At 64.6% G+C, this 19,344-nt stretch carries 17 protein-coding genes, 3 pseudogenes and 1 other annotated feature; of the genes and pseudogenes, 14 read left to right on the forward strand and 6 right to left on the reverse strand.

Features of this window, described 5'->3' with window-relative positions:
• Positions 1-119: 119 nt before the first annotated feature.
• Together ABLE88_RS04795 and ABLE88_RS04800 are read right to left on the reverse strand one after the other, a co-directional pair.
• Positions 120-734 (reverse strand): annotated as a pseudogene (locus ABLE88_RS04795) (transposase); the annotation flags it as partial.
• Positions 735-976: 242 nt separating this feature from the next.
• Positions 977-1,855, reverse strand: coding sequence for a LysR family transcriptional regulator (locus ABLE88_RS04800; RefSeq protein ID WP_348830314.1), 879 nt, complete (start codon positions 1,853-1,855; stop codon positions 977-979).
• 112 nt (positions 1,856-1,967) lie between these two features.
• Here ABLE88_RS04800 and ABLE88_RS04805 point away from each other — a divergent pair, with 112 nt between their 5' ends.
• The 5 genes from ABLE88_RS04805 (at position 1,968) to ABLE88_RS04825 (ending at position 6,692) form a co-directional block, all read left to right on the forward strand.
• Positions 1,968-2,600 (forward strand): glutathione S-transferase family protein, encoded by a 633-nt coding sequence (locus ABLE88_RS04805; RefSeq protein ID WP_348830315.1) that lies wholly within the window; start codon positions 1,968-1,970, stop codon positions 2,598-2,600.
• A 49-nt stretch (positions 2,601-2,649) separates the two neighbouring features.
• Positions 2,650-3,417, forward strand: a complete 768-nt coding sequence (locus tag ABLE88_RS04810; protein ID WP_348830316.1) for an enoyl-CoA hydratase/isomerase family protein — start codon at positions 2,650-2,652, stop codon at positions 3,415-3,417.
• A gap of 53 nt (positions 3,418-3,470) precedes the next feature.
• Entirely contained in the window at positions 3,471-4,148 is a 678-nt protein-coding gene (locus tag ABLE88_RS04815; RefSeq protein WP_348830317.1) for a peroxiredoxin-like family protein, read from the forward strand.
• 47 nt (positions 4,149-4,195) lie between these two features.
• Positions 4,196-4,909, forward strand: coding sequence for an SDR family oxidoreductase (locus ABLE88_RS04820; RefSeq protein ID WP_348830318.1), 714 nt, complete (start codon positions 4,196-4,198; stop codon positions 4,907-4,909).
• 403 nt (positions 4,910-5,312) lie between these two features.
• Positions 5,313-6,692, forward strand: a complete 1,380-nt coding sequence (locus tag ABLE88_RS04825; protein ID WP_348830319.1) for a pyridoxal phosphate-dependent decarboxylase family protein — start codon at positions 5,313-5,315, stop codon at positions 6,690-6,692.
• 41 nt (positions 6,693-6,733) lie between these two features.
• Here the strand turns inward: ABLE88_RS04825 and ABLE88_RS04830 are convergent, their stop codons facing one another.
• The 3 genes and pseudogenes from ABLE88_RS04830 to ftrA all read right to left on the reverse strand — a co-directional run bounded on the left by ABLE88_RS04830 (position 6,734) and on the right by ftrA (position 8,550).
• Positions 6,734-6,922 (reverse strand): hypothetical protein, encoded by a 189-nt coding sequence (locus ABLE88_RS04830; protein WP_348831124.1) that lies wholly within the window; start codon positions 6,920-6,922, stop codon positions 6,734-6,736.
• Positions 6,853-6,980: a sequence feature (AL1L pseudoknot), on the reverse strand. It overlaps the preceding gene by 70 nt.
• A pseudogene (locus ABLE88_RS04835) lies at positions 6,885-7,261 on the reverse strand (IS3 family transposase); the annotation flags it as partial. Its footprint overlaps the feature before it by 96 nt. The gene ABLE88_RS04830 and the pseudogene ABLE88_RS04835, both read right to left, overlap by 38 nt.
• A gap of 284 nt (positions 7,262-7,545) precedes the next feature.
• Positions 7,546-8,550 (reverse strand): transcriptional regulator FtrA, encoded by a 1,005-nt coding sequence (gene ftrA / locus ABLE88_RS04840; RefSeq protein ID WP_348831085.1) that lies wholly within the window; start codon positions 8,548-8,550, stop codon positions 7,546-7,548.
• A gap of 100 nt (positions 8,551-8,650) precedes the next feature.
• Here ftrA and ABLE88_RS04845 point away from each other — a divergent pair, with 100 nt between their 5' ends.
• The 6 genes and pseudogenes from ABLE88_RS04845 (at position 8,651) to bktB (ending at position 15,307) form a co-directional block, all read left to right on the forward strand.
• Complete coding sequence (locus tag ABLE88_RS04845) at positions 8,651-9,265, forward strand: glutathione S-transferase family protein (protein ID WP_348830320.1); 615 nt, start codon at positions 8,651-8,653, stop codon at positions 9,263-9,265.
• A gap of 28 nt (positions 9,266-9,293) precedes the next feature.
• The gene (locus ABLE88_RS04850; protein WP_348830321.1) at positions 9,294-9,968 is read left to right on the forward strand and encodes a glutathione S-transferase N-terminal domain-containing protein; all 675 of its coding nucleotides are present in this window, start codon (positions 9,294-9,296) and stop codon (positions 9,966-9,968) included.
• Between the two features lie 174 nt (positions 9,969-10,142).
• Positions 10,143-10,298: pseudogene (locus ABLE88_RS04855) on the forward strand (2-deoxy-D-gluconate 3-dehydrogenase); the annotation flags it as partial.
• Entirely contained in the window at positions 10,238-10,576 is a 339-nt protein-coding gene (locus ABLE88_RS04860) for an SDR family oxidoreductase (protein WP_348831086.1), read from the forward strand. The pseudogene ABLE88_RS04855 and the gene ABLE88_RS04860, both read left to right, overlap by 61 nt.
• Positions 10,577-10,656: 80 nt before the next feature.
• Positions 10,657-14,103, forward strand: a complete 3,447-nt coding sequence (locus ABLE88_RS04865; protein WP_348830322.1) for an indolepyruvate ferredoxin oxidoreductase family protein — start codon at positions 10,657-10,659, stop codon at positions 14,101-14,103.
• A gap of 16 nt (positions 14,104-14,119) precedes the next feature.
• Positions 14,120-15,307, forward strand: coding sequence for a beta-ketothiolase BktB (gene bktB / locus ABLE88_RS04870; protein ID WP_348830323.1), 1,188 nt, complete (start codon positions 14,120-14,122; stop codon positions 15,305-15,307).
• Between the two features lie 61 nt (positions 15,308-15,368).
• Here bktB and ABLE88_RS04875 read toward each other — a convergent pair whose 3' ends face one another.
• A complete protein-coding gene (locus ABLE88_RS04875) occupies positions 15,369-16,070 on the reverse strand; it encodes a GntR family transcriptional regulator (protein WP_348830324.1) in 702 nt (233 codons plus the stop codon).
• Between the two features lie 158 nt (positions 16,071-16,228).
• On the opposite strand from ABLE88_RS04875, the gene ABLE88_RS04880 reads away from it, so the two are divergent.
• The 3 genes from ABLE88_RS04880 to ABLE88_RS04890 all read left to right on the forward strand — a co-directional run bounded on the left by ABLE88_RS04880 (position 16,229) and on the right by ABLE88_RS04890 (position 19,260).
• A complete protein-coding gene (locus ABLE88_RS04880; protein ID WP_348830325.1) occupies positions 16,229-16,582 on the forward strand; it encodes a RidA family protein in 354 nt (117 codons plus the stop codon).
• A gap of 28 nt (positions 16,583-16,610) precedes the next feature.
• Positions 16,611-17,903, forward strand: coding sequence for a D-amino acid dehydrogenase (locus ABLE88_RS04885; RefSeq protein ID WP_348830326.1), 1,293 nt, complete (start codon positions 16,611-16,613; stop codon positions 17,901-17,903).
• Between the two features lie 256 nt (positions 17,904-18,159).
• Entirely contained in the window at positions 18,160-19,260 is a 1,101-nt protein-coding gene (locus tag ABLE88_RS04890; protein ID WP_348830327.1) for an ABC transporter substrate-binding protein, read from the forward strand.
• Positions 19,261-19,344: the final 84 nt, after the last annotated feature.

Below are 19,344 nucleotides of genomic sequence, written 5' to 3' on the forward strand. Positions count from 1 at the left end.
GCGGGAGGGGATGGCCCCTCCCTATTTGCGGATACGCAACTCCCTCCGCCAGCGCAGTGTTAATGGCGTTAATTTACACGAGACGACATTCCAGATGATGAAGAGCACGATGCTAAGCCGTCGCGGTAGAGAGACGGCCGCCCCCCGTAACCCATCCGGCAGGCGGCAGCCATGAACATTGCCCAATGGCTTCACGCGAGCGCCCGCCTTGGGACAGCAGCTCTCGCCCAGGTTCGCTAACTGGCTCCGCCAGATCGTCGTGGAGCTTGCGATAGCCATAGACCTTGCCGCTCTCGCGCCATGCGGCGCGGATCAGCGCGGTCTGTCGGTGGTCTTCCCGCGCCCGCTTGCTCAGCGGGGCCTTCAGCCAGGCGTAGAAGCCGCTGGGCTGGACACGCAGGCACCGACACGTGGCGAGGATCGAAAACAGCAGGCGATGCTCGGCGATGACCGCGTACTTCACTTTGCATCCTTGGCGAAGGTCGCGGACGCATTTTTAGGATGTCGCGCTCCTCCGTCACCCGCTGCAGCTCGCGCTTCAGCCGGCGGACCTCAGCGGCCTGATCGTCATCGCGGGCCACGGCGGCAGGCTTGCCGTACCGTTTCCTCCACTCGTAGAGCGAGTACTTGCCGATCCCCAGCCGCGCCGCGGCCTCCGCAACCGGATAGCCCCGCCCGGTGATCTGAACGACCGCGTCGCGCTTGAAGTCCTCGGTGAAGTCCGCTTTGCCCATCGGGGCCTTCTTGCCTCAAAATTTAGGGAAGAAGGCGTCCAGGAATCCAGGGGCGGTTCATGTCCGTGCGACCGGCGAACGCTGGACACGGGCGTCGGGCAAGGGCCTCGTTCCATCGGACTGGCCCGTTCGCGCCGACACCTGAGGGTGCTAATCACGCTGGGGTGCGGACGCAGGATGTCCGGAGTTCGCCGGCACGCCCATGTCCGCTCCTGGCGCGTCGCGGTACATCGCGAATAGCTTTATTGGGCCAGGATGCTCTCCACATAATCGGCAAACGCGCGCGCCTTGGCACTTGCCAGGCGCCCGGTGGGGAACACGGCCCACAGATCGACCGGCGGAAGCTCCCAGTCTTCCAGCACGCGCCGCACTGCGCCGGTCTCAAGCTCGGGGGCGAACATCCAGTCGGAATTGACCGTCAGCCCCATGTCGGCGAGCACGGCGGCGCGGATGCCCTCCGCCGCGCTCAGGCGCACGCGTCCCCGCACCGCGACCGAGGCCTCCGTGCCGTTCCGGCGAAAGGTCCAGCTGGCACCGAGCTGGCTGTAGACGATCGCCTCGTGGATCGCGAGGTCAGCCGGAGCCAGCGGCGTGCCCGCACGGGCGAGATAAGCGGGCGTGGCGAGCACCGAGCGCCGCCCGCGAGCGATGCGCCGGGCGATGGCGGCGGAATCGGTGAGCTCGCCCATCCGCAGGGCCAGATCGATGCCCTCGGAGACGAGATCAATGACCCGGTCATCGAGCAGCACGTCGATTTCGATGTCGGGATGACGGGCGAGGAATTGCGGCAAGCGCGGAACGATGAGCAGGCGCGCGAAGGTGGTGGCCGCCGAGACGCGCAGGCGTCCCGACAGGCCCGCGCCGGCGCCCCGAGCCTCCAGTTCGGCTTCCTCCGCCTCGCGGATCGCCGAGCGCGCCCGTTCATAGAAGCGCACGCCCGCATCGGTCGGCGCGAGGCTGTGCGTCGAGCGCACGAGCAGGCGCACCTGAAGGCGCTCCTCGAGCTGGGCAATGGTCTTGGAGATGGCAGGCTGGCCAACGCCGATCCGCCGCGCGGCAGCGGAGAACGAGCCCGCCTCCACCACCGTCACGAAGGCCTGCATGGCCTGAAAGCGATCCACCATCATTCCTCCTGGGAATGAGCATTATCGCTTCGACCGGCCTGCCGCAACAGTTCGGGAATGATCATAACAGGCTCACGAACACGCCGAGACGGGGTGCGCGGAGCTCAACATGATCGAAGTCTATGCATTTGCCACGCCCAACAGCGTCAAGGTCCCGATCGCGCTGGAGGAGATGGACCTTGCCTATGAGCTGAAGCCGGTGAACGTCCGCAACGGCGAGCAGAGGGACGCCGCCTTCCTGACCCTGAACCCCAACGGCAAGGTGCCGGTGCTGGTCGAGCGCGAGGGCGACGCCGCATTCGTGCTGACCGAGAGCGCGGCGATCCTGGTCCATCTCGCGCAAAGGAGCGGTCTGCTGCTGCCGGCCGACGCAGAGGGACGGGCGCGCGTCTTCGAGCAATTGTTCTTCCACGCGTCCGGCCTGAGCCCGGCCTTCGGCAATGCTGGATTCTTCAAGCGGTCGTCGCCCGAGCCTCAGCCCATCGCCGAAGCCCGCTTCTCCGCCGAGGCAGAACGCCTGCTCGCGCTTCTCGACGAAAGGCTGGCAATCCAGCCATTCGTCGCCGGCGACGCTTTCACCATCGCCGACATCGCCCATTTCGGCTGGCTCTGGCGGCGCGCCTTTCCCGGCGTGACGCTGGACGCGCGCCCCAACCTCTCCCGCTGGTACGACCAGATCGCCGCCCGGCCCGCCGTGCAACGTGCCATCGCCCGCGTCGAGGCGCTCGTCCCCGCCGCCTGATCTTCCCCCCGATCCATTCAACCGTGCGAACGCATGCAGGAGCCATCCCATGTCCCGCTTCGACACCTATAAGAACGCCTTCCCTAACGCCCAGCTCACCCGCTCGCAGAGCGGCGTGCTCGAAGTCCGCCTCCATTCCGATGGCGGAAAGCTGGTCTTCAACGGCCATACCCATGAGCAGTTCGTCGAGCTGTTCCATCAGATCGGCGCGGACCCCGACAACCGGGTCGTCATCCTGACTGGATCGGGCGACGCCTTCATGGATGCGATCAGCCCCGAGGGCTTCGATTTCTTCTCGCCGCGCGGCTACGACAAGATCTATCGCGAGGGCAAGAAGGTGCTCATGAACATCCTCGACATCGAGGTGCCGATGATCACCGCGCTCAACGGCCCCGTATTGCTGCACAGCGAATATGCGCTGCTGACCGACATCATCCTCGCCACGCCGCAGACCGTGTTCCAGGACAAGCCGCATTTCGACTTCGGCATCGTGCCGGGCGATGGCGTCAACCTGCTCTGGCCGGAAGTGATCGGCAGCGTGCGCGGCCGCTATTTCATCCTCACCCGCCAGGTGCTCGACGCCGCGACGGCGAAGGACTGGGGCGTGGTCAATGAGATCGTCCCCGCCGACAGGCTGCTCGCCCGCGCCCATGAGATCGCCGAGGGGATCGCTGCCCTCCCTCCGCTCACCAGCAGCTACACCCGCATCGCGCTGACGCAGAAGCTGCGCCGGATCATCGACGAGGGCGCCGGCTATGGCCTCGCGCTCGAAGGCATCAGCGCCGCCGAGGTCGCCCGCGCGATGGCGGCCGGCTAACCGCTGGTTCTGCTCTTCACCACACGCCGTTCGACCCGACAAGGAGCAACCCCATGTCCCTCCAGGCGAAGCTTGACGCCTTCAAGGCCGATTTCGAAGCGGGCAAATCGCCCTACAACGTGCCGCCCGCGGTGATCGAGACCATGCGCCGCGCCACCACCGAACTCATCGCCTCCGGCGCGGCACGGCAGGCGCTCAAGGCCGGCGAGACGATTCCCGCCTTCGCCCTTGCGGACCCCGAGGGCCATGCTGTGTCCGCGGCCGATCTTCTCGCCAAGGGGCCGCTGGTCATCAGCTTTTATCGCGGCGTCTGGTGCCCCTATTGCAACATGGAATTGCAGGCGCTCCAGGAGGCGCTTCCGCAGCTCCAGGCGCTCGGTGCAAGCCTCGTCGCGATCTCGCCGCAAAACCCGGTCAACAGCCGCAAGTCGATCCGCCAGAACAACCTGTCGTTCCCAATCCTGTCGGACCCCCGTAACGAGGTCGCCGCGGCGTTCGGCCTGCGGTTCGCGCTGCCGGACTATCTGATCGATCTCTACAAATCCCTGAAGAACGACTTGCCGTCCTTCAACGGCGATCCGAGCTGGACCCTGCCGATGCCGGCCCGCTTCGTGGTCGGTCGGGACGGCACCATCCTCTATGCCGAGGTCAATCCGGACTATACCCGCCGGCCCGAACCGGCGGACATGCTGCCCGCCCTTCGCCGGGCCGTGGGTTCCACCGCCGCCTGATCCACTCGGACATGCCCCGCCCCATGCGGGCGGGGGGAGAACACCCCATGCAACGGACCTTCCTCATCACCGGCGCCAGCAAGGGCATCGGCCTCGCCCTCTCCCTGCGCCTCGCGGCGCAGGGCCATCGCCTCATCGGCATCGCGCGACACCGGAGCGAAGGCTTTCCCGGAGAGCTCCACACGCTCGATCTCAGCACCGAGGATGCGGGCCGGCGGTTGGCGCAGATCGTCCATGCCGACCCGGTCGACGGCATCGTCAACAATGTCGGGCTGGTGCGCGCCGAGCCGCTCGGGGCGATCGAGACCGCGACCCTCGACGAGGTGCTGCGGACCAATCTCCATCCCGCGCTCGCCGCCGTCCAGGCAGCTTTGCCAGGCATGAAGACGCGCGGCTGGGGCCGCGTCGTCAACATCGCCAGCCTTACCATCCTCGGCGCCGTGGAGCGCACGTCCTACGCCGCAGCCAAGGCCGCGCTGGTGAGCTTCACCCGCAGCTGGGCCCTGGAGCTTGCGACCTCGGGCATCACGGTCAACGCCGTCGCGCCCGGGCCGACCGAGACCGAATTGTTCCGCGCCAACAATGCGCCGGGCAGCGCGGGCGAGGCGCGCTACCTGTCCGGCGTGCCCATGGGGCGGTTCGGAACCCCGCAGGAAATCGCCGCCGCCATCGCCTTCCTGTTGTCCGACGATGCGGCTTTCGTCACCGGACAGACAGTGCATGTGGACGGAGGCGCCTCGATCGGAAAGGCGTCGTTCTGATTTCAGGTCAATGTCGGGATTGGGAGGCGCAGCCGGTGTCAGCTCCCTGGCGCAAGGCGGCTGAGGCGTCCGTGCGGACTTTGACCCTTCTCGGACGTTCGTTTTCATCGTAGCGAACTTCTGCATCTGGCGCGCCGCTGATCAAAATGGCGCGCTCGGTCCGCGCACGCATTGTAGTCCGGCATTGAATTCTTGCGCATGTAATCAGCTTACCACCGGAAGATCCGGCGCGATCCTGGGACGATCACGATACGCCGACGCATTCTCATGGACTCCGGCCATGGCTGAGCCAAAAATTTGGACACTCGCAGCCTATGGCAAGAGGCCGTGGCAGCCAGAAGATACTTGTTGTCCCTCTCCAGGCCGAATAGCCTGCGCCTCATAGCTTGGCGGGGATGGTCACGTGCGAGCCCTAGAGACGTCCAATCGCGAGCTGACTGCGTTCATGGCGGAAGCGACAAAGCTCGTCGCCGAGTATTGGACTTCGCTGGAGGAACGACCGTCCTATCCATCGACCGGAGGCGCGGAGACAGCACGTCTGTTCGATCGCCCGTGGCGAGATGAAGGTCAAGGACGGGATGTTCTCAACGATTTCAAGGCAATTGCCGAGCACGCTCGGCCGTGCACGGGCCGCTTCTTCGGCTACGTCGCGGGCTCGGGCGAGCCGATTGGCGCCATCGGCGACTTTCTGGCATCGGCACTCAACCAGAACACGACATCTTGGCGTTCGGCTCCCGCGGCGGTCACCATCGAGCGCACGGTCATCGGCTGGCTCGCCGAAGCGGTGAGGTGCGAGGGCTTCACGGGAAGCCTTTGCGGTGGTGGTTCGATGGCCAATCTCATGGCGCTGGCGATCGCCCGCGAGAAGATGCTGCCCGCCAACGACGAGGGCGCGCGGCCCGGGGTGGTCTACGCGTCCGAACAGGTGCACATGTCGATCCCCAAAGCCATGGCGCTGTTGGGCCTGGGGCGCAGCAACCTTCGCCTGATCCCGGTCGACGAGGACTTTCGGTTGCGGTCCGACGCGCTCGCGGCAGCCATTTCCCGTGACAGGAGGTCAGGCAAGAAGCCCCTGGCGATCGTGGCAAGCGTCGGCACGGTGGCCACCGGCGCGATCGATCCGTTGCCCGAGATTGCGAAGATTGCGGAGACCGATGGTCTTTGGCTTCATGTCGACGGTGCCTTCGGCGTCCTGGCGGCGCTGGCGGCCCCGGACAGGTTCGAAGGATTGAACTTGGCCGACTCGGTTTCTCTCGATGCGCACAAGTGGCTCTACCAGCCAATCGATTGCGGATGCCTGCTTTATCGCGATCGCGACGCGGCGCGAAAAACCTTCTCGGATAGCGGGGATTATGTCCGGATTCTCAATCAGGACCCAGGAGAATCTTTCGCGTTCTTTGACGAATCGATAGAGCTGTCGCGGCGCTTCCGGGCGCTAAAGCTCTGGCTGTCGCTGCAGTATCATGGACGCAAGGCTTTTCGAGAGGCCATCGCCCGGGATCTTAGGCACGCCCAGCTCCTTGCCGAAACGATCCAGGCGCACCCGAAGCTCGAACTGCTGGCGCCGGTGCCCCTCAGCGCCGTCTGCTTCCGCTATCGCGGAAGAGACAACGAGGCCATCCTGCGGCGCGTGATCGCGCGGGGGCGCGTGTACCTCTCGAATGCCACGATTAATGGTCATTTTGCATTGCGCGCGTGCTTCGTCAATCATCGGACAGGACCGGAAGATATTCATGAGATTATTTACGAGGTGATAGCTGCTGCGGATGACGTAAAGTCTTAGACCGCTGAAATATTCATTGTGTGTGTCGGAAACGAACTGGGTCAGCCGGCACGGAAGCGCCCCATGCCGAAATACGTTGTGAGGCTCGTGATGGGCTTCCAGCCCAGCGCCGAGCCTGCGCCCGCTGGAAACTGGCGATGGGTCCGCATCTCGTCGATGCGGGGGCCCCACCTGCACATCAGCATCAGCCGCGCATTGCGGCTCGACCCCAAACGCACCGCCGTGATCATCGATCAACGCGATCATGTCTTCGACCGGCGGTCGAGCTCCGCCAGGGCGAAATATGCGGAGGCCTTGCGCAGGATCTCGTTCGCTTGCCGCAACTCGCGGTTCTCCCGCTCGAGCGCCTTCAGCTTCGCCGCCATATCCGTCGACAGGCCGGCCCGCTTGCCGGCATCGACCTCGGCCTTCTTCAGCCCCTCGTTCAACGCGTGCGCCGAGCAGCCGATCTTCGCCGCAATCGAGACAATCGCCTGCCAGCGCGACGGATGCTCGGCCTCGTGATCCAGCACCAACCGCACGGCCCGCTCGCGCACCCCAGGCGAAAACGTGTTCGTCGTCTTGCTCATGGTGGCTCATCCTTCTCAGGAGTTGAGCCCTCCGGCAAACCCAGTGCGGTTCATCATCGCCTTCTCATCGGAGACTGTGAATCACACCCTCAGTTCTATTAATATGTCCTGAGCCTAGATCGCCTGCATCGGACGCGAGTCAGGCCCAATTTTCCATGCCGAAACACATCAAAGGCCATTGTTAATCCTCCGGGTGGCGCTGTTCAAGCCTCTCGCTCCTCGAAGAGAGAAGACTTTGCATGCGAACAATAAGGATGAACAACCGTCTGTACTCGGCGTCCCGATCATTTCGCCAAGGCATCCGGTCCGACACATCGAAATCGAACTCGGTAAGTGCCGGGGGACAGGCCGACCGACGCACGGAAATGCTGACGGAAATTTGTGGCCGTACCGAAGCCTGAGCGGGTCGCGATGTCCTCTATGGACAGGTTCGTCTCTTCCAACATGTCACGGGCATAGGCGAGACGCCGCCGCTGCAGCCATTCCCCAGGCGGCATTCCGGTCGCCTCGCGGACCTGCCGGTGAAGGCTGCGCACGCTGACACGGGCCTCGGATGCCATGCGCTTCACGCTCCATCGCTTGTCTAGGTGCTGCTCGACCGATTCCAACAAGGCCGATAGGCGGGCGCCCGAGGGCGGTGGCAGTGAGCGCTCGATGAATTGGGATTGGCCGCCGTCCCGGTGCGCGGCAACGACAAGGCGCCGTGCCACGCTGTTTGCGGCCTTCGCGCCGAAATCCTTCCGGACGATATGGATGCATAGGTCTAGGCCGGACGCACTGCCGGCCGAGGTGAGGATATCACCCTCGTCCACATAGAGCGCCCGCCGCTCGATTGAGATGTCCGGATAGCGGGCAGCGAGCGTTGCGAGGTGGTGCCAGTGGGTGGTCGCGCGCCGGCCCGTGAGCAGGCCGGCCTGCGCCAGCACGAACGCGCCGCCGCATATGGAGACGATGCGTGTGCCGTTGGCGTTCGCCCGGCGCAGGGCGTCCAGCATGGGTTCGGAAGCCGCGGCCGTGGGACCGCGCCAGCCGGGGAGGACGATCGTGTCCGCTTGCTCCAAGAGCTCCAGTCCGCCATCGGCCTCAATCCGTAGGCCGCCGGCGCCGCGGATGGGTCCTGGCTCCGCCGCGGCGGTCAAGCAGCGATACCAGTCCGGTCCCATCTCCGGCCGGGACAGGCCGAACACCTCGAAGGCGCACCCAAACTCGAAGGTGCAGAGCCGATCGTAGGCGAGGATGACGACGAGGGGGGCGCGGCCTTTTGGCATGATCCTTACGCTAATGGCAATTCCAGCCACTCGCAACCGCAGCTCCGGGCCTTTAGCGTCGCTCGTGAAGGTGGACTTGCGATCCACCGAAGGTAGCCAAGACAAGGCAAGAGCTAGTCCCATGAAACTGGTCGGAATGCTGGATTCGCCCTATGTGCGGCGAACGGCCGTCTCCCTGCGCGCGCAGAACATCCCCTTCGAGCATCTGCCCCTATCGACTTTTGCGAGCTTCGACGCCTTCGCCGCCATCAATCCGGTCGTCAAGGCGCCCTCCTTCGTCACGGACGAGGGGATTGTGCTGATGGATTCCAGCCTGATCCTCGAATACGGGGAACGGCTAGCTGCGCCTAGCCTCAAGCTCGCGCCGCAGGACATGGAAACCCACGCCCGGGCGCAGCGGATCATCGGCCTTGCCCTGGCCGCCTGCGAGAAGACGGTTCAGATCGTCTATGAGCACAACCTGCGTCCGCCAGAAAAATGGCATCAGCCCTGGCTCGATCGCGTGCGCAGTCAACTCGTGGCGGCCTACGGCTTGCTTGAGCAGGAGGTCCGGCGGGCCGACCCGTGGCTCTTCGGAGAGCGGCCTCTTCAGGCCGACATCACCAGCGCCGTCGCGTTCCGCTTCACGCGCGAGAAACTACCGCAAGCCATTAGCGCCGAGGACCATGCGGCCCTTGCAGCCCTTTCGGCGCGGGCGGAGGCCACAGAGCCGTTTTGTGCCTTCCCCTTCGTTTGACCCGCAGAGCAAGGATGCGAAGCTGCCCATGACCGCGCTTCAACTTTATTTCTGGCCAACAGCCAATGGCCGCAAGGCGGCCATCATGCTTGAGGAACTGGGCGTCCCCTATCAGTTGAACTTCGTCAATATCGTCAAGGGGGAGCAATTCGCGCCCGAGTTCCTCAAGATCTCACCCAACAACCGCATCCCGGCGCTGGTCGATACCGGTGGGCCGAACGGTACCTGCCTCTCCGTCTTCGAATCCGGCGCCATCCTTCAATATCTCGGCCGCAAGTTCGGGCGCTTCTACGCTGACGACGAGAGGCGCCGGGTGGAAGTCGAGCAGTGGCTGTTCTGGCAGGTCGGCGGGCTCGGCCCCATGGCCGGACAGGCGCACCACTTCCGGGAGTATGCGCCGGTCTCCATTCCTTACGCAGTCGACAGATACACGAAGGAAGTCGAGCGCCTCTATGGCGTCATGGAGCGACGGCTCGCCGACAGGAACTTTCTCGCCGGCGAGTACTCGATCGCCGATATCGCCTGTGTTGGCTGGATCGTGCCCTACGAGAAACAGGGGCAGGACCTTGGGAACTTTCCCCGTCTGAAGACCTGGTTCGAAACCGTCATGGCGCGGCCGGCGGTGGAACGCGCCATGGCGATCGGGCGCGCGGAGCGGGATCGGACAAACTTCGCTGAAGTCGCGTCCTTCAGTCCGCCTTAGACGGCACAGCCCCTCTGCTTATCAGAAAGGAAACGAACGCGGCGCCGTCGCGCCACCGCGCCTCGCGATGACCGCAGACCGTTCCGGTCCCAGGTCGATGGACTCTCAATCGCGCCTATTGCGCTCGCAATAAAATCCACTAGTGTATTCACTAATGATTGAAGGGAAGATCGGGTGTCGCATTTTGACTTGACCGGGCGTATCGCCCTGGTGACGGGGGCTTCCTCCGGGCTTGGTGCGCATTTCGCCGCAACGCCGGCGCGCAACGGTTGCGCCGTCGCCCTGGCGGCCCGTCGCATAGATCATCTGCCGGCGCCAGGCGAGCGAGTTTCAGGGGATGGCGGCGAGGCAATTACGGTCCCGATGGACGTCGGCGACCTTGGTACCATTTCAACGCCATTGCCCCCGGTTATTTCGAAACCGAGCTCACACGACAGTTTCTCGCCAGCGATGCTGGCGAGAAACCGCGCCGGCGCATTCCGACGCGGCGTGTCGGACGGCTTCAGGGGCTCGACGGGCTCCTCCTATTGCTGGCCTCTGACCTCGCCAACGTCAGGACCGGCGCGGTGATCCCCGTGGACGGAGGGCATCTCCTTGCCAGCCTCTGACCCCGATCTCGAGCCGTCGGGGACGCTCGGCCTGCCCGCTATCCTGCCCGCGCATGCATCGCTGCGAAGAGACGTAACAGATGACTCTGATGCCGGTTGACTTAAACGACAAATATAAGCTTGATAAATCACGGATCTTCATCAGTGGAACGCAGGCGCTTGTCCGCCTCTGCCTCACCCAAAGCTGGAGAGACCGCGGGGCCGGACTGAATACCGCCGGATACGTGACCGGCTATCGCGGCTCGCCACTCGGCGGGCTCGATCATGAGTTCCCCCGGGCCAAGGAGCGGCTCGACGCCGCGAACATCGTCTATGAGCCGGCCCTGAACGAGGACTTGGCAGCGACCGCGCTCTGGGGTTCGCAACAGGCAGAGATGCGCGGCGAAGGCCGGTATGATGGCGTCTTCGGCCTTTGGTACGGCAAGGGACCCGGCGTCGACCGCACGGGGGATGTCTTCCGCCATGCCAATTTGGCAGGCACCTCGGCAAGGGGCGGGGTCCTGGTCCTGATGGGCGACGACCACACATGCGAGAGCTCAACAACCTGCCACCAGAGCGAGTATGCCTTGGTAGATGCCATGATCCCGGTGCTGAACCCGGCCGGCGTCGAGGAAATCATCGATCTCGGCCTGCACGGCTGGGCGCTGTCGCGTTTCGCGGGCACTTGGGTGGGCCTCAAATGCGTCAAGGACAATGTCGAATCCACCGCCTCGATCGATGCGGATCCGGCCGCTTTCCGCTTCGTCCTGCCGGCCGACCACGCGCTGCCTGATGGCGGGCTGAACATTCGTCCGAGCGACGCTCCGCAGGAGCAGGAGGTGCGCCTGCATCGGCACAAGCTCGATGCCGTACGAGCTTATGTGCGGGCCAACGGGCTCGACCGGGTCGTGCTATCCGGCGGTCCGCGGCGCCGCATTGGCATTGTCTCGACCGGGAAGTCCTATAACGACGTGCTCTCCGCGCTCGACGAGCTGGGCATCGACGCGGCGCGCGCCGATGCCCTGGGGCTCGCGCTCTACAAGGTCGCCATGCCTTGGCCGCTGGAACCTGAGGGAATCGCTGAATTTGCCTGCGGGCTCGATCAGCTCGTCGTGGTCGAAGAAAAGCGCGGGCTCATCGAAGATCAGATCCGCTCGCAACTCTACGCAGTGGCAAACGCGCCACGCTCGATCGTCGGCAAGGCGGACGAGCAGGGCGCGACGCTGTTCCAAGCCGAGCTGGCGCTCAACCCCATGCAGATCGCCGAGGCCATCGGCCAGCGCCTCGCCGCCGCCGCCGGCGACGCCGATCTTGCGGCGCGTGCCGCGTCGGTCCGCACGCGGCTGGCAGCCGAGCGCGAGACATTGACCGTTCAGCGCAAGCCTTATTTCTGCGCAGGCTGCCCCCATAACACCTCCACCCGCCTGCCCGAGGGCGCGCGCGGCTATGCGGGCATCGGCTGTCACTGGATGAGCCAGATGATGGAGCGGAACGTCGAGGGCTACACTCACATGGGCGGCGAAGGTGCCAATTGGATCGGCGAAAGCAGGTTCTCCACCCGCAAGCACATGTTTCAGAACCTCGGCGACGGCACCTACAACCACTCGGGCCTTCTGGCGATACGTGCGGCCGTGGCCTCCCGGACCAACATCACCTACAAAGTCCTCTTCAACGACACCGTCGCCATGACCGGGGGGCAGGATCACGAGGGTGCTCTGAGCCCGCAGAAGATCGCCGCCGAGGTCCATGCCGCCGGCGTGGCAAGGCTGGCCTTCATGTCGGATCGGCCGGAGCTCTATTCGAGCGAGGACTTCCCGCCGGGCACCAGCATCGATCATCGTGACAATATCCTGCGGGTGCAGAAGGAACTGGCCGTCGTCGAAGGCGTGAGCGTCTTGCTCTATGAGCAGACCTGTGCCGCCGAGAAGCGTCGGCGTCGCAAGCGCGGTAAGATGGGCGAGCCCGAGCGCCGCGTCGTCATCAATCCCACCGTCTGCGAAGGCTGCGGCGATTGCGGGAAGGCTTCGAACTGCGTCGCAGTACTGCCTCTCCCGACCGAGTTCGGCCGCAAGCGCGAGATCGACCAGTCTGCGTGCAACAAAGATTTCAGCTGTCTCAAGGGGTTCTGCCCATCCTTCGTGTCCGTGGTCGGCGCTCGCCTGAGGACCTCGCGGACGCAGGGGACAACGGTGCCCGAGCCAGGCGAACCCGTGCGCGCGGCGACGCTCGACCGGCCCTTTGCCATCGCGCTGGCGGGCGTCGGCGGCACCGGTGTCGTGACCATCGGGAGCCTCCTCGGCATGGCGGCTCACCTGGAAGGCAAGGGATGCGGCATCATCGACATGACCGGCATGGCGCAGAAGGGCGGCGCTGTGATCTCCCACATCATGCTTGCCGCCCGGCCCGGCGACATCAAGGCGATCCGCATTCCGCCGGGCAAGGTCGATCTGGTGCTGGGTTGCGATCTGGTCGTCAGCGCCTCTGACGGGCTGATGCGATTGGTCAATCCCGCCAGCCGCCTGGTGGTCAACACGGCCGAGATCATGACCGGCGACTTCGCGCGCGACGCTGACTTCCGCCTGCCGCTCCCCCTCATGCAAGCGCGCCTGGAGGCGGCTGTGGCTGGCGGAGCAGCAACCTTCGTCGATGCCACGCGCATTGCGCGCGCCCTGATGGGTGACAGCATCGCGGCCAATCTCTTCCTGCTCGGCGTCGCGTATCAGAAGGGCCTTATCCCCTTGTCCAGCGAGGCGATCCTGCGCGCCATCGAGCTCAACGGGGTCGCCGTGCCCTTCAACACGCAGTCCTTCGCCTGGGGCCGCCTGTGGGTTCAGGAGCCCGCGCTGATCAAAACCCGCGCGACGCAGGGGTCGGAGCCGAAGGTCGAAGCCCCGATGGCTCTGCATGAGCTGATTGCCCACCGGGTGTCGGAGCTGACGGCCTATCAGGATGCAGCCTATGCCGCGCGCTACAAAGCCCTGGTGGATCGCGTTGCGGCCGCCGACCGGGACGGGGGAAAGGCGCTGACCATGGCGGTCGCAAGGAACGCCTACAAGCTGATGGCGTACAAAGACGAGTATGAAGTTGCCCGGCTCTACACCGATGGGCGCTTCCGCGATCTCCTCGCGCGCCAGTTCGACGGCGACTTCACTTTGCGCCTGCACTTGGCGCCGCCGATCTTCTCGCGACGCGACCCGGAGAGCGGCCGGCTCGAAAAACGCACGTTCGGGCCTTGGATTCTGCATGCGATGAAGATCCTCGCGCGCCTGAAAGTCCTGCGCGGGACGGCCTTCGATATTTTCGGCCGGACCGAAGAGCGCAGGTTGGAACGATCGCTTGTTGAAGACTATTTCCGCGACGTCGACCTCATCCTGGGAATGTTGCCACGGGCCGATTATTCGACCGTGGTGGCGTTGGCTTCGCTGCCGGAACGAATTCGTGGCTTCGGCCATGTGAAGGAGGCCAGTGCGGCCGCCGCGGCAGAGGCACGCGCGGACCTCCTTCGGCGCCTCGCCACACCGGAAATCGAGCTCGCCAGGGCCGGGTGACATCTCAGGAGGAAGAATGGGCCAGGATGTCTTGATCCTCAGCGGGGTTCGCACCGCAATCGGCACCTTCGGAGGCGCGCTCGCCTCCTTTGCGCCGGCGGACCTTGCGGCGCGCGTCGCGAAGGAGGCCATCGCCCGGTCCGGGCTCGATGCGGCGGATATTGGCCAGACGGTGATGGGCAACGTGATCCATACCGAGCCGAAGGACATGTATTTGTCGCGGGTCGCGGCGATCGACGCCGGCGTTCCCCCGGAGAGCCCCGCGCTGACGCTCAATCGACTGTGCGGCAGCGGCCTGCAGGCTGTTGCCTCCGCCAGCGAGGCGATCCAGCTCGGCCACTGCGCGGCGGCGCTGGCGGGCGGAGCCGAAAGCATGAGCCGCGCCGGCCACCTTCTCTCCGCGGCGCGGTTCGGCATGAAGGCGGGGGACGTGACGGCCGCCGACATGATGGTTGGCGCGCTGACCGACCCCTTCGGCAACGGGCACATGGGGATCACTGCCGAGAATGTATCGGTCCGCGAAGGTGTGGACCGCGCGGCGCAGGACGCCCTTGCGCTCGAGTCGCACCACCGGGCAGCGCGAGCCCAGGCGGAGGGCCGCTTTGACAGTCAGATCCTTCCGATTGACGTGCGCCGCGGACGCGAAACCACAAGCTTCCGCGCCGACGAGATGGTGCGCGCGAGCGTCAGCAGCGAAGACCTCGCCAAACTTCGGCCGGCCTTCAAGGCCGAGGGGTCGGTGACGGCCGGCAATTCCAGCGGCATCAATGACGGTGCTGCTGCGCTGGTGCTGGCATCAAGCGAACTGGTTCGCGAGCGCGGGCTGATACCGCTCGCGCGGATCGTCGCCTCTGGGCTTGGCGGCGTCGCCCCCGAGCTGATGGGCCTTGGACCGATACCCGCCACCCGCCAGGCCCTGGAGCGCGCGCGGCTGAGCATCTCCGATCTCGACGTGATCGAAAGCAACGAGGCCTTCGCTGCCCAAGCCTGCGCAGTCTCCAGATCACTCGGGTTCGACGCCGGGAAGGTCAATCCCAACGGCGGCGCGATCGCCCTCGGCCATCCGATCGGGGCTTCTGGAGCGATCATCTTGGTAAAGCTCGTCTTCGAGCTGCAACGGACCGGCGGCCGGTACGGCCTCGCCACCATGTGCATTGGCGGCGGTCAGGGTATCGCGCTCGTCGTCGAGAACATGCGCCGGTAGGCCGGGGGGCGGCCGAACGACCTCGCCCGCCGAGCCCTGTGCCCTGCAACCCGATAAACAGCTATGCCGCGGTGTCGAAGAAGATGCGAGCCAACCCCTCTTTGGTGACCTCAACGGCATGGGCGGAACTCATGACGATGTGCTTCCGAAGGGTTTCTTCGCCATCCACTGCGCGCTTGCGCAGACGATCGAGGATGGTGGCATGCTCGAGATAGGTATTTTCCCGGCGCTTGGCATCTTCAAGGTCGATCCTGCGAAAGAAGCGAATCTTGGCATTGAGATCCTTCAACGATTTGACGATGTGAGGGTTCCCCGCGAGATCGGCGATCGCGACATGGAAATTCTCGTCGGCTTCGCTGATCATCTTCCAGTCGTGGCAGCGTGTCGTCTGCTCCTTCCAGGCGCGCTGAATGCGTCGGATCGCGTCGTCCGTCGCCCGCTCGCAGGCAAGGCGAAACGCACCGCATTCGACCAACGCCCGGAACTCGTAGATCTGCCGGATATCCTGAGGCGTTATCTCGCGCGCGAAGAAACCGCGATTGGGCACGAAGGTGACGAATTCTTCCTGCTCCAATCGGTTCAACGCCTGACGGACCGGCGTGCGCGAGACGTCGAAACGTTGTGCCAACTCGACCTCGTTAATCCGCTCGCCCGGCCTGAACCGGTAGTCGATCGCCATGTCCCTGACCTGCCGATAAACCTTCTCGACGACATCGGCCGCCCGTTTGGTCTTCGGTGCGGTGCTCTTCTCGGTGGTGGTCATCCTGCCGATCCTACATTTTCAAACACTTACGGCGGCGGACAAGGCGCCGACGATACCGCGGGACGCTAGCTGCGCGGAGTGGTCGAAGCAAATGAAAATTTCATTGTGTATTCACTTATGCTTTGATATGGTGATTCAATTAAGCGCTGGAGGGGTGAATGAGCAGCATTACGCGTATCGACGCAGGCCCGCGCATGAGCCAGGCCGTGGTTCACGGGGACACGGTCTATGTTTCGGGACAGGTCGCCCTTGATGCCGGCGGCGAAAGCGTCGCGGCGCAGACCGAGAACATTCTCGCCCGGATCGATGCCTTGCTGCACAAAGCGGGAACCGACAAGGCGAAGCTGCTCTCGGCGTCCATCTGGCTGGCCGACATCGCGGATTTTGCCGAGATGAATTCGGTCTGGGACCAATGGGTCGCCAAGGACAGTGCCCCGGCTAGGGCGACCGTGGAATCGAAGCTTGCCGCCCCCCAGTTCGCGGTGGAGATCGCCGCGATCGCAGCCCGTTGATCGCTGGATATTCGCGGGGAGCGAGAAGATGCGCGTTGCCGTGCTCGGTGCCGGGGTCGTCGGCGTCACGACCGCCTATGAGCTTGCCCGGGATGGGCACGATGTCACCGTAATCGATCGGCTGACCGAGCCGGCGGCCGAAACCAGCTTCGCCAATGCCGGGCTCATTGCGCCCGGCCATGCTTATACCTGGTCGTCGCCACGAGCGCCGGGCATCCTGCTCCGTTCGCTCGTCGACGACGGCCAGGCGCTGCGTTTCAAGCCCAGTCTCGATCCCCGGCTGTGGTCGTGGTCATGGCAGTTCCTGAAGAATTGCACGGCCGAGAAGGCGCGCATCAACACCAAGCGGAAGGTGCGGCTCTGCCGCTATTCGCAGGAGCGCCTCGCAGGCATTGTCGCCGATACCGGCATCAGCTACCACGGCCTCGATGGCGGGCTTCTCTATCTCTATCGCGACCCGGGCTCGTTCGCTCGCGGGTCCGCCAACACGCGCATTCTCGCCGAGGAGGGCCTGGATCTACGGGCGGTCTCGCCCGAGGAAGCCGTCCGCATCGACCCGGCGCTCGCAAACGCCAGGAACAGACTCGCCGGGGCGGTCTATTGCCCCTCCGACGGCAGCGGCGACGCCCGCGTCTTCACGCAAAATCTTGCTCGACATTGCACAGAGCACCTCGGGGTGAGGTTCCTTTTCGATACCGAGGTGAAGGGGTTCGAGGCTTCCGGCGATCGCATCTTGAGTGTCGCGACCACAAGGGGATCAGTCGCGGCCGAGGAATTTGTGCTGTGCCTCGGGGTCGTTTCTCCGGCTTTCGCGGGCGACCTGGGCGTGGCGCTGCCGATCTATCCCGTCAAGGGTTACTCGGTGACGCTGCCGCTCGATGAAACCCATGTGGCGCCAACGGTCGGCGGCGTCGACGAGGACAATCTTGTCGCCTATGCCCGCTTCGGAGATCGGATGCGCGTGACCGCGACCGCCGAGTTCGCGGGCTTCGATAAATCGCACAGGCCGGAAGACTTCCGCCACATGCTCGCGGCGGTCCGGGATCTGTTTCCAAGCGGTGCCGACTATGCCCGGCCGCAATATTGGGCAGGCTTGCGGCCCATGACGCCGGAAGGCACGCCCATATTCGGCCGCGGTGGCCGCTTCTCCAACATGACCTTCAATGTGGGTCATGGCCACATGGGCTGGACCATGTCGGCGGGATCGGCCCGTATCACGGCCGATATCGTCGGGCGGACGAGGCTGGAGTTCGACCCCTCAGGCCTCATGGTACAAGACGCGAAATCCTGGTTTTCGGGCTCCCGTCAACGGTTGAACTGATCAATCGGGCAGTATGTGGATATTGAAATTCAGGTTTTACCGCTCAGATCTCAAGTATCTGGCATGCATCGTCCAATTCAGGGAACAATATCAAGCTTGACGTCCGTAAGTGTATTCAATTATGTGTACGAAATAAGATGCGCCTTGTTCAACTCAATGACCCTTGGAACACCGGGCATCGCCGACAGCAGTCGTGGCCAGACGCGCCTCTCCCTTGAGGGCGCGGCCACCAAAAACCACCAGCGGGGGAAACTACATGCATCAGGTGAAGAAGCATCTCTTGGCGGCCGCATTGCTCGCCGTCATGCCGGTCGTGGCGGAGGCCGCCGACGTGTCCATTGGCGCGGTGCTGCCGCTCTCCGGGGCGAACGCCACGCTGGGCGATGACCAGCGCCGCGGCATCGAGCTGGCGGTTGATCAGATCAATCGCAATGGCGGTGTGCTCGGCGGTCAGAAGTTGCGCGTCATCGTCGAGGATTCCGGCGGCCGCGCACCATCTGCGCTCGATGCAGCCAAGAAGCTCGTGACAGTCGACAGGGTTCCGATCGTCCTCGGTGAGTATTCCTCCGGCATCACCATCCCGATCGGCCAGTACCTGGTTCAGGAAGGTCGCGTTCACGTCAACATCGGCTCCTCAAGCGGCAGGATTCGCGGGCTCGGCGACGGCGCCTTCAGCGTCGTCGGCCTCGACAATGTTTCCGCCGCCTTTGCTGCTCGGGACGTGATCGGCAGCGGCTGGAAGAAGGCGGCCGTAATCGTGCCGAACAACGCCTACGGCCAGAGCGTCGCCGAGCAGTTCCGAAAGGCATTTTCCACGGTTGGCGGTGAGGTGGTCTCGACCATCCTCTACACCGAGGGGCAGACGACCTACCGCCGCGAACTGCAGCAGGTCGAGCGCGCGGCGCCGGATGTCTACGTCTATTCAGCCTACGGCAAGGAAGCGGCCACCATCAACCGTGAAGCGTTCGAGCTCGGACTCAATGCGACGCCCTGGTACGGTATCTATCTGTCCATGTGCACAGCGGACGCCGATCCCAAATTCGTCCAGGGCCAGTATGGCCTCGACCTCAATTACATCGGCCCCGATGGGGTGGCCTACGAAGCCGCCTACAAGACCCAGTACAAGGAACCGTTCAAGAGCAGCTTCAGTGGCTACGGCTACGACGCGGTGATGCTGGCGGCGGCGGCCATCAACAAGGCAGGCTCGGCCGATCCCAAGGCGATCACAGCGGCCCTGAAGGAGATCGGCCACGGATACAAGGGCGCCACCGGAGACATCACCTTTGACGCCGACCGACAGCGCGCCGCCCAGCCCTACCTCAAGCTGATCCTGAAGAACGGCCTCCAGCAGCGATAGGAGCACGTGGCCGGGGCCGGGGCCGGCTGGTGTGCCGCCCCCCGCAATCGCACGTCTTTCACGGCGTGCCACGCTCAAGCTCTG

The organism is Xanthobacter luteus, from assembly GCF_040049235.1.
Classification (GTDB): Bacteria; Pseudomonadota; Alphaproteobacteria; order Rhizobiales; family Xanthobacteraceae; genus Xanthobacter.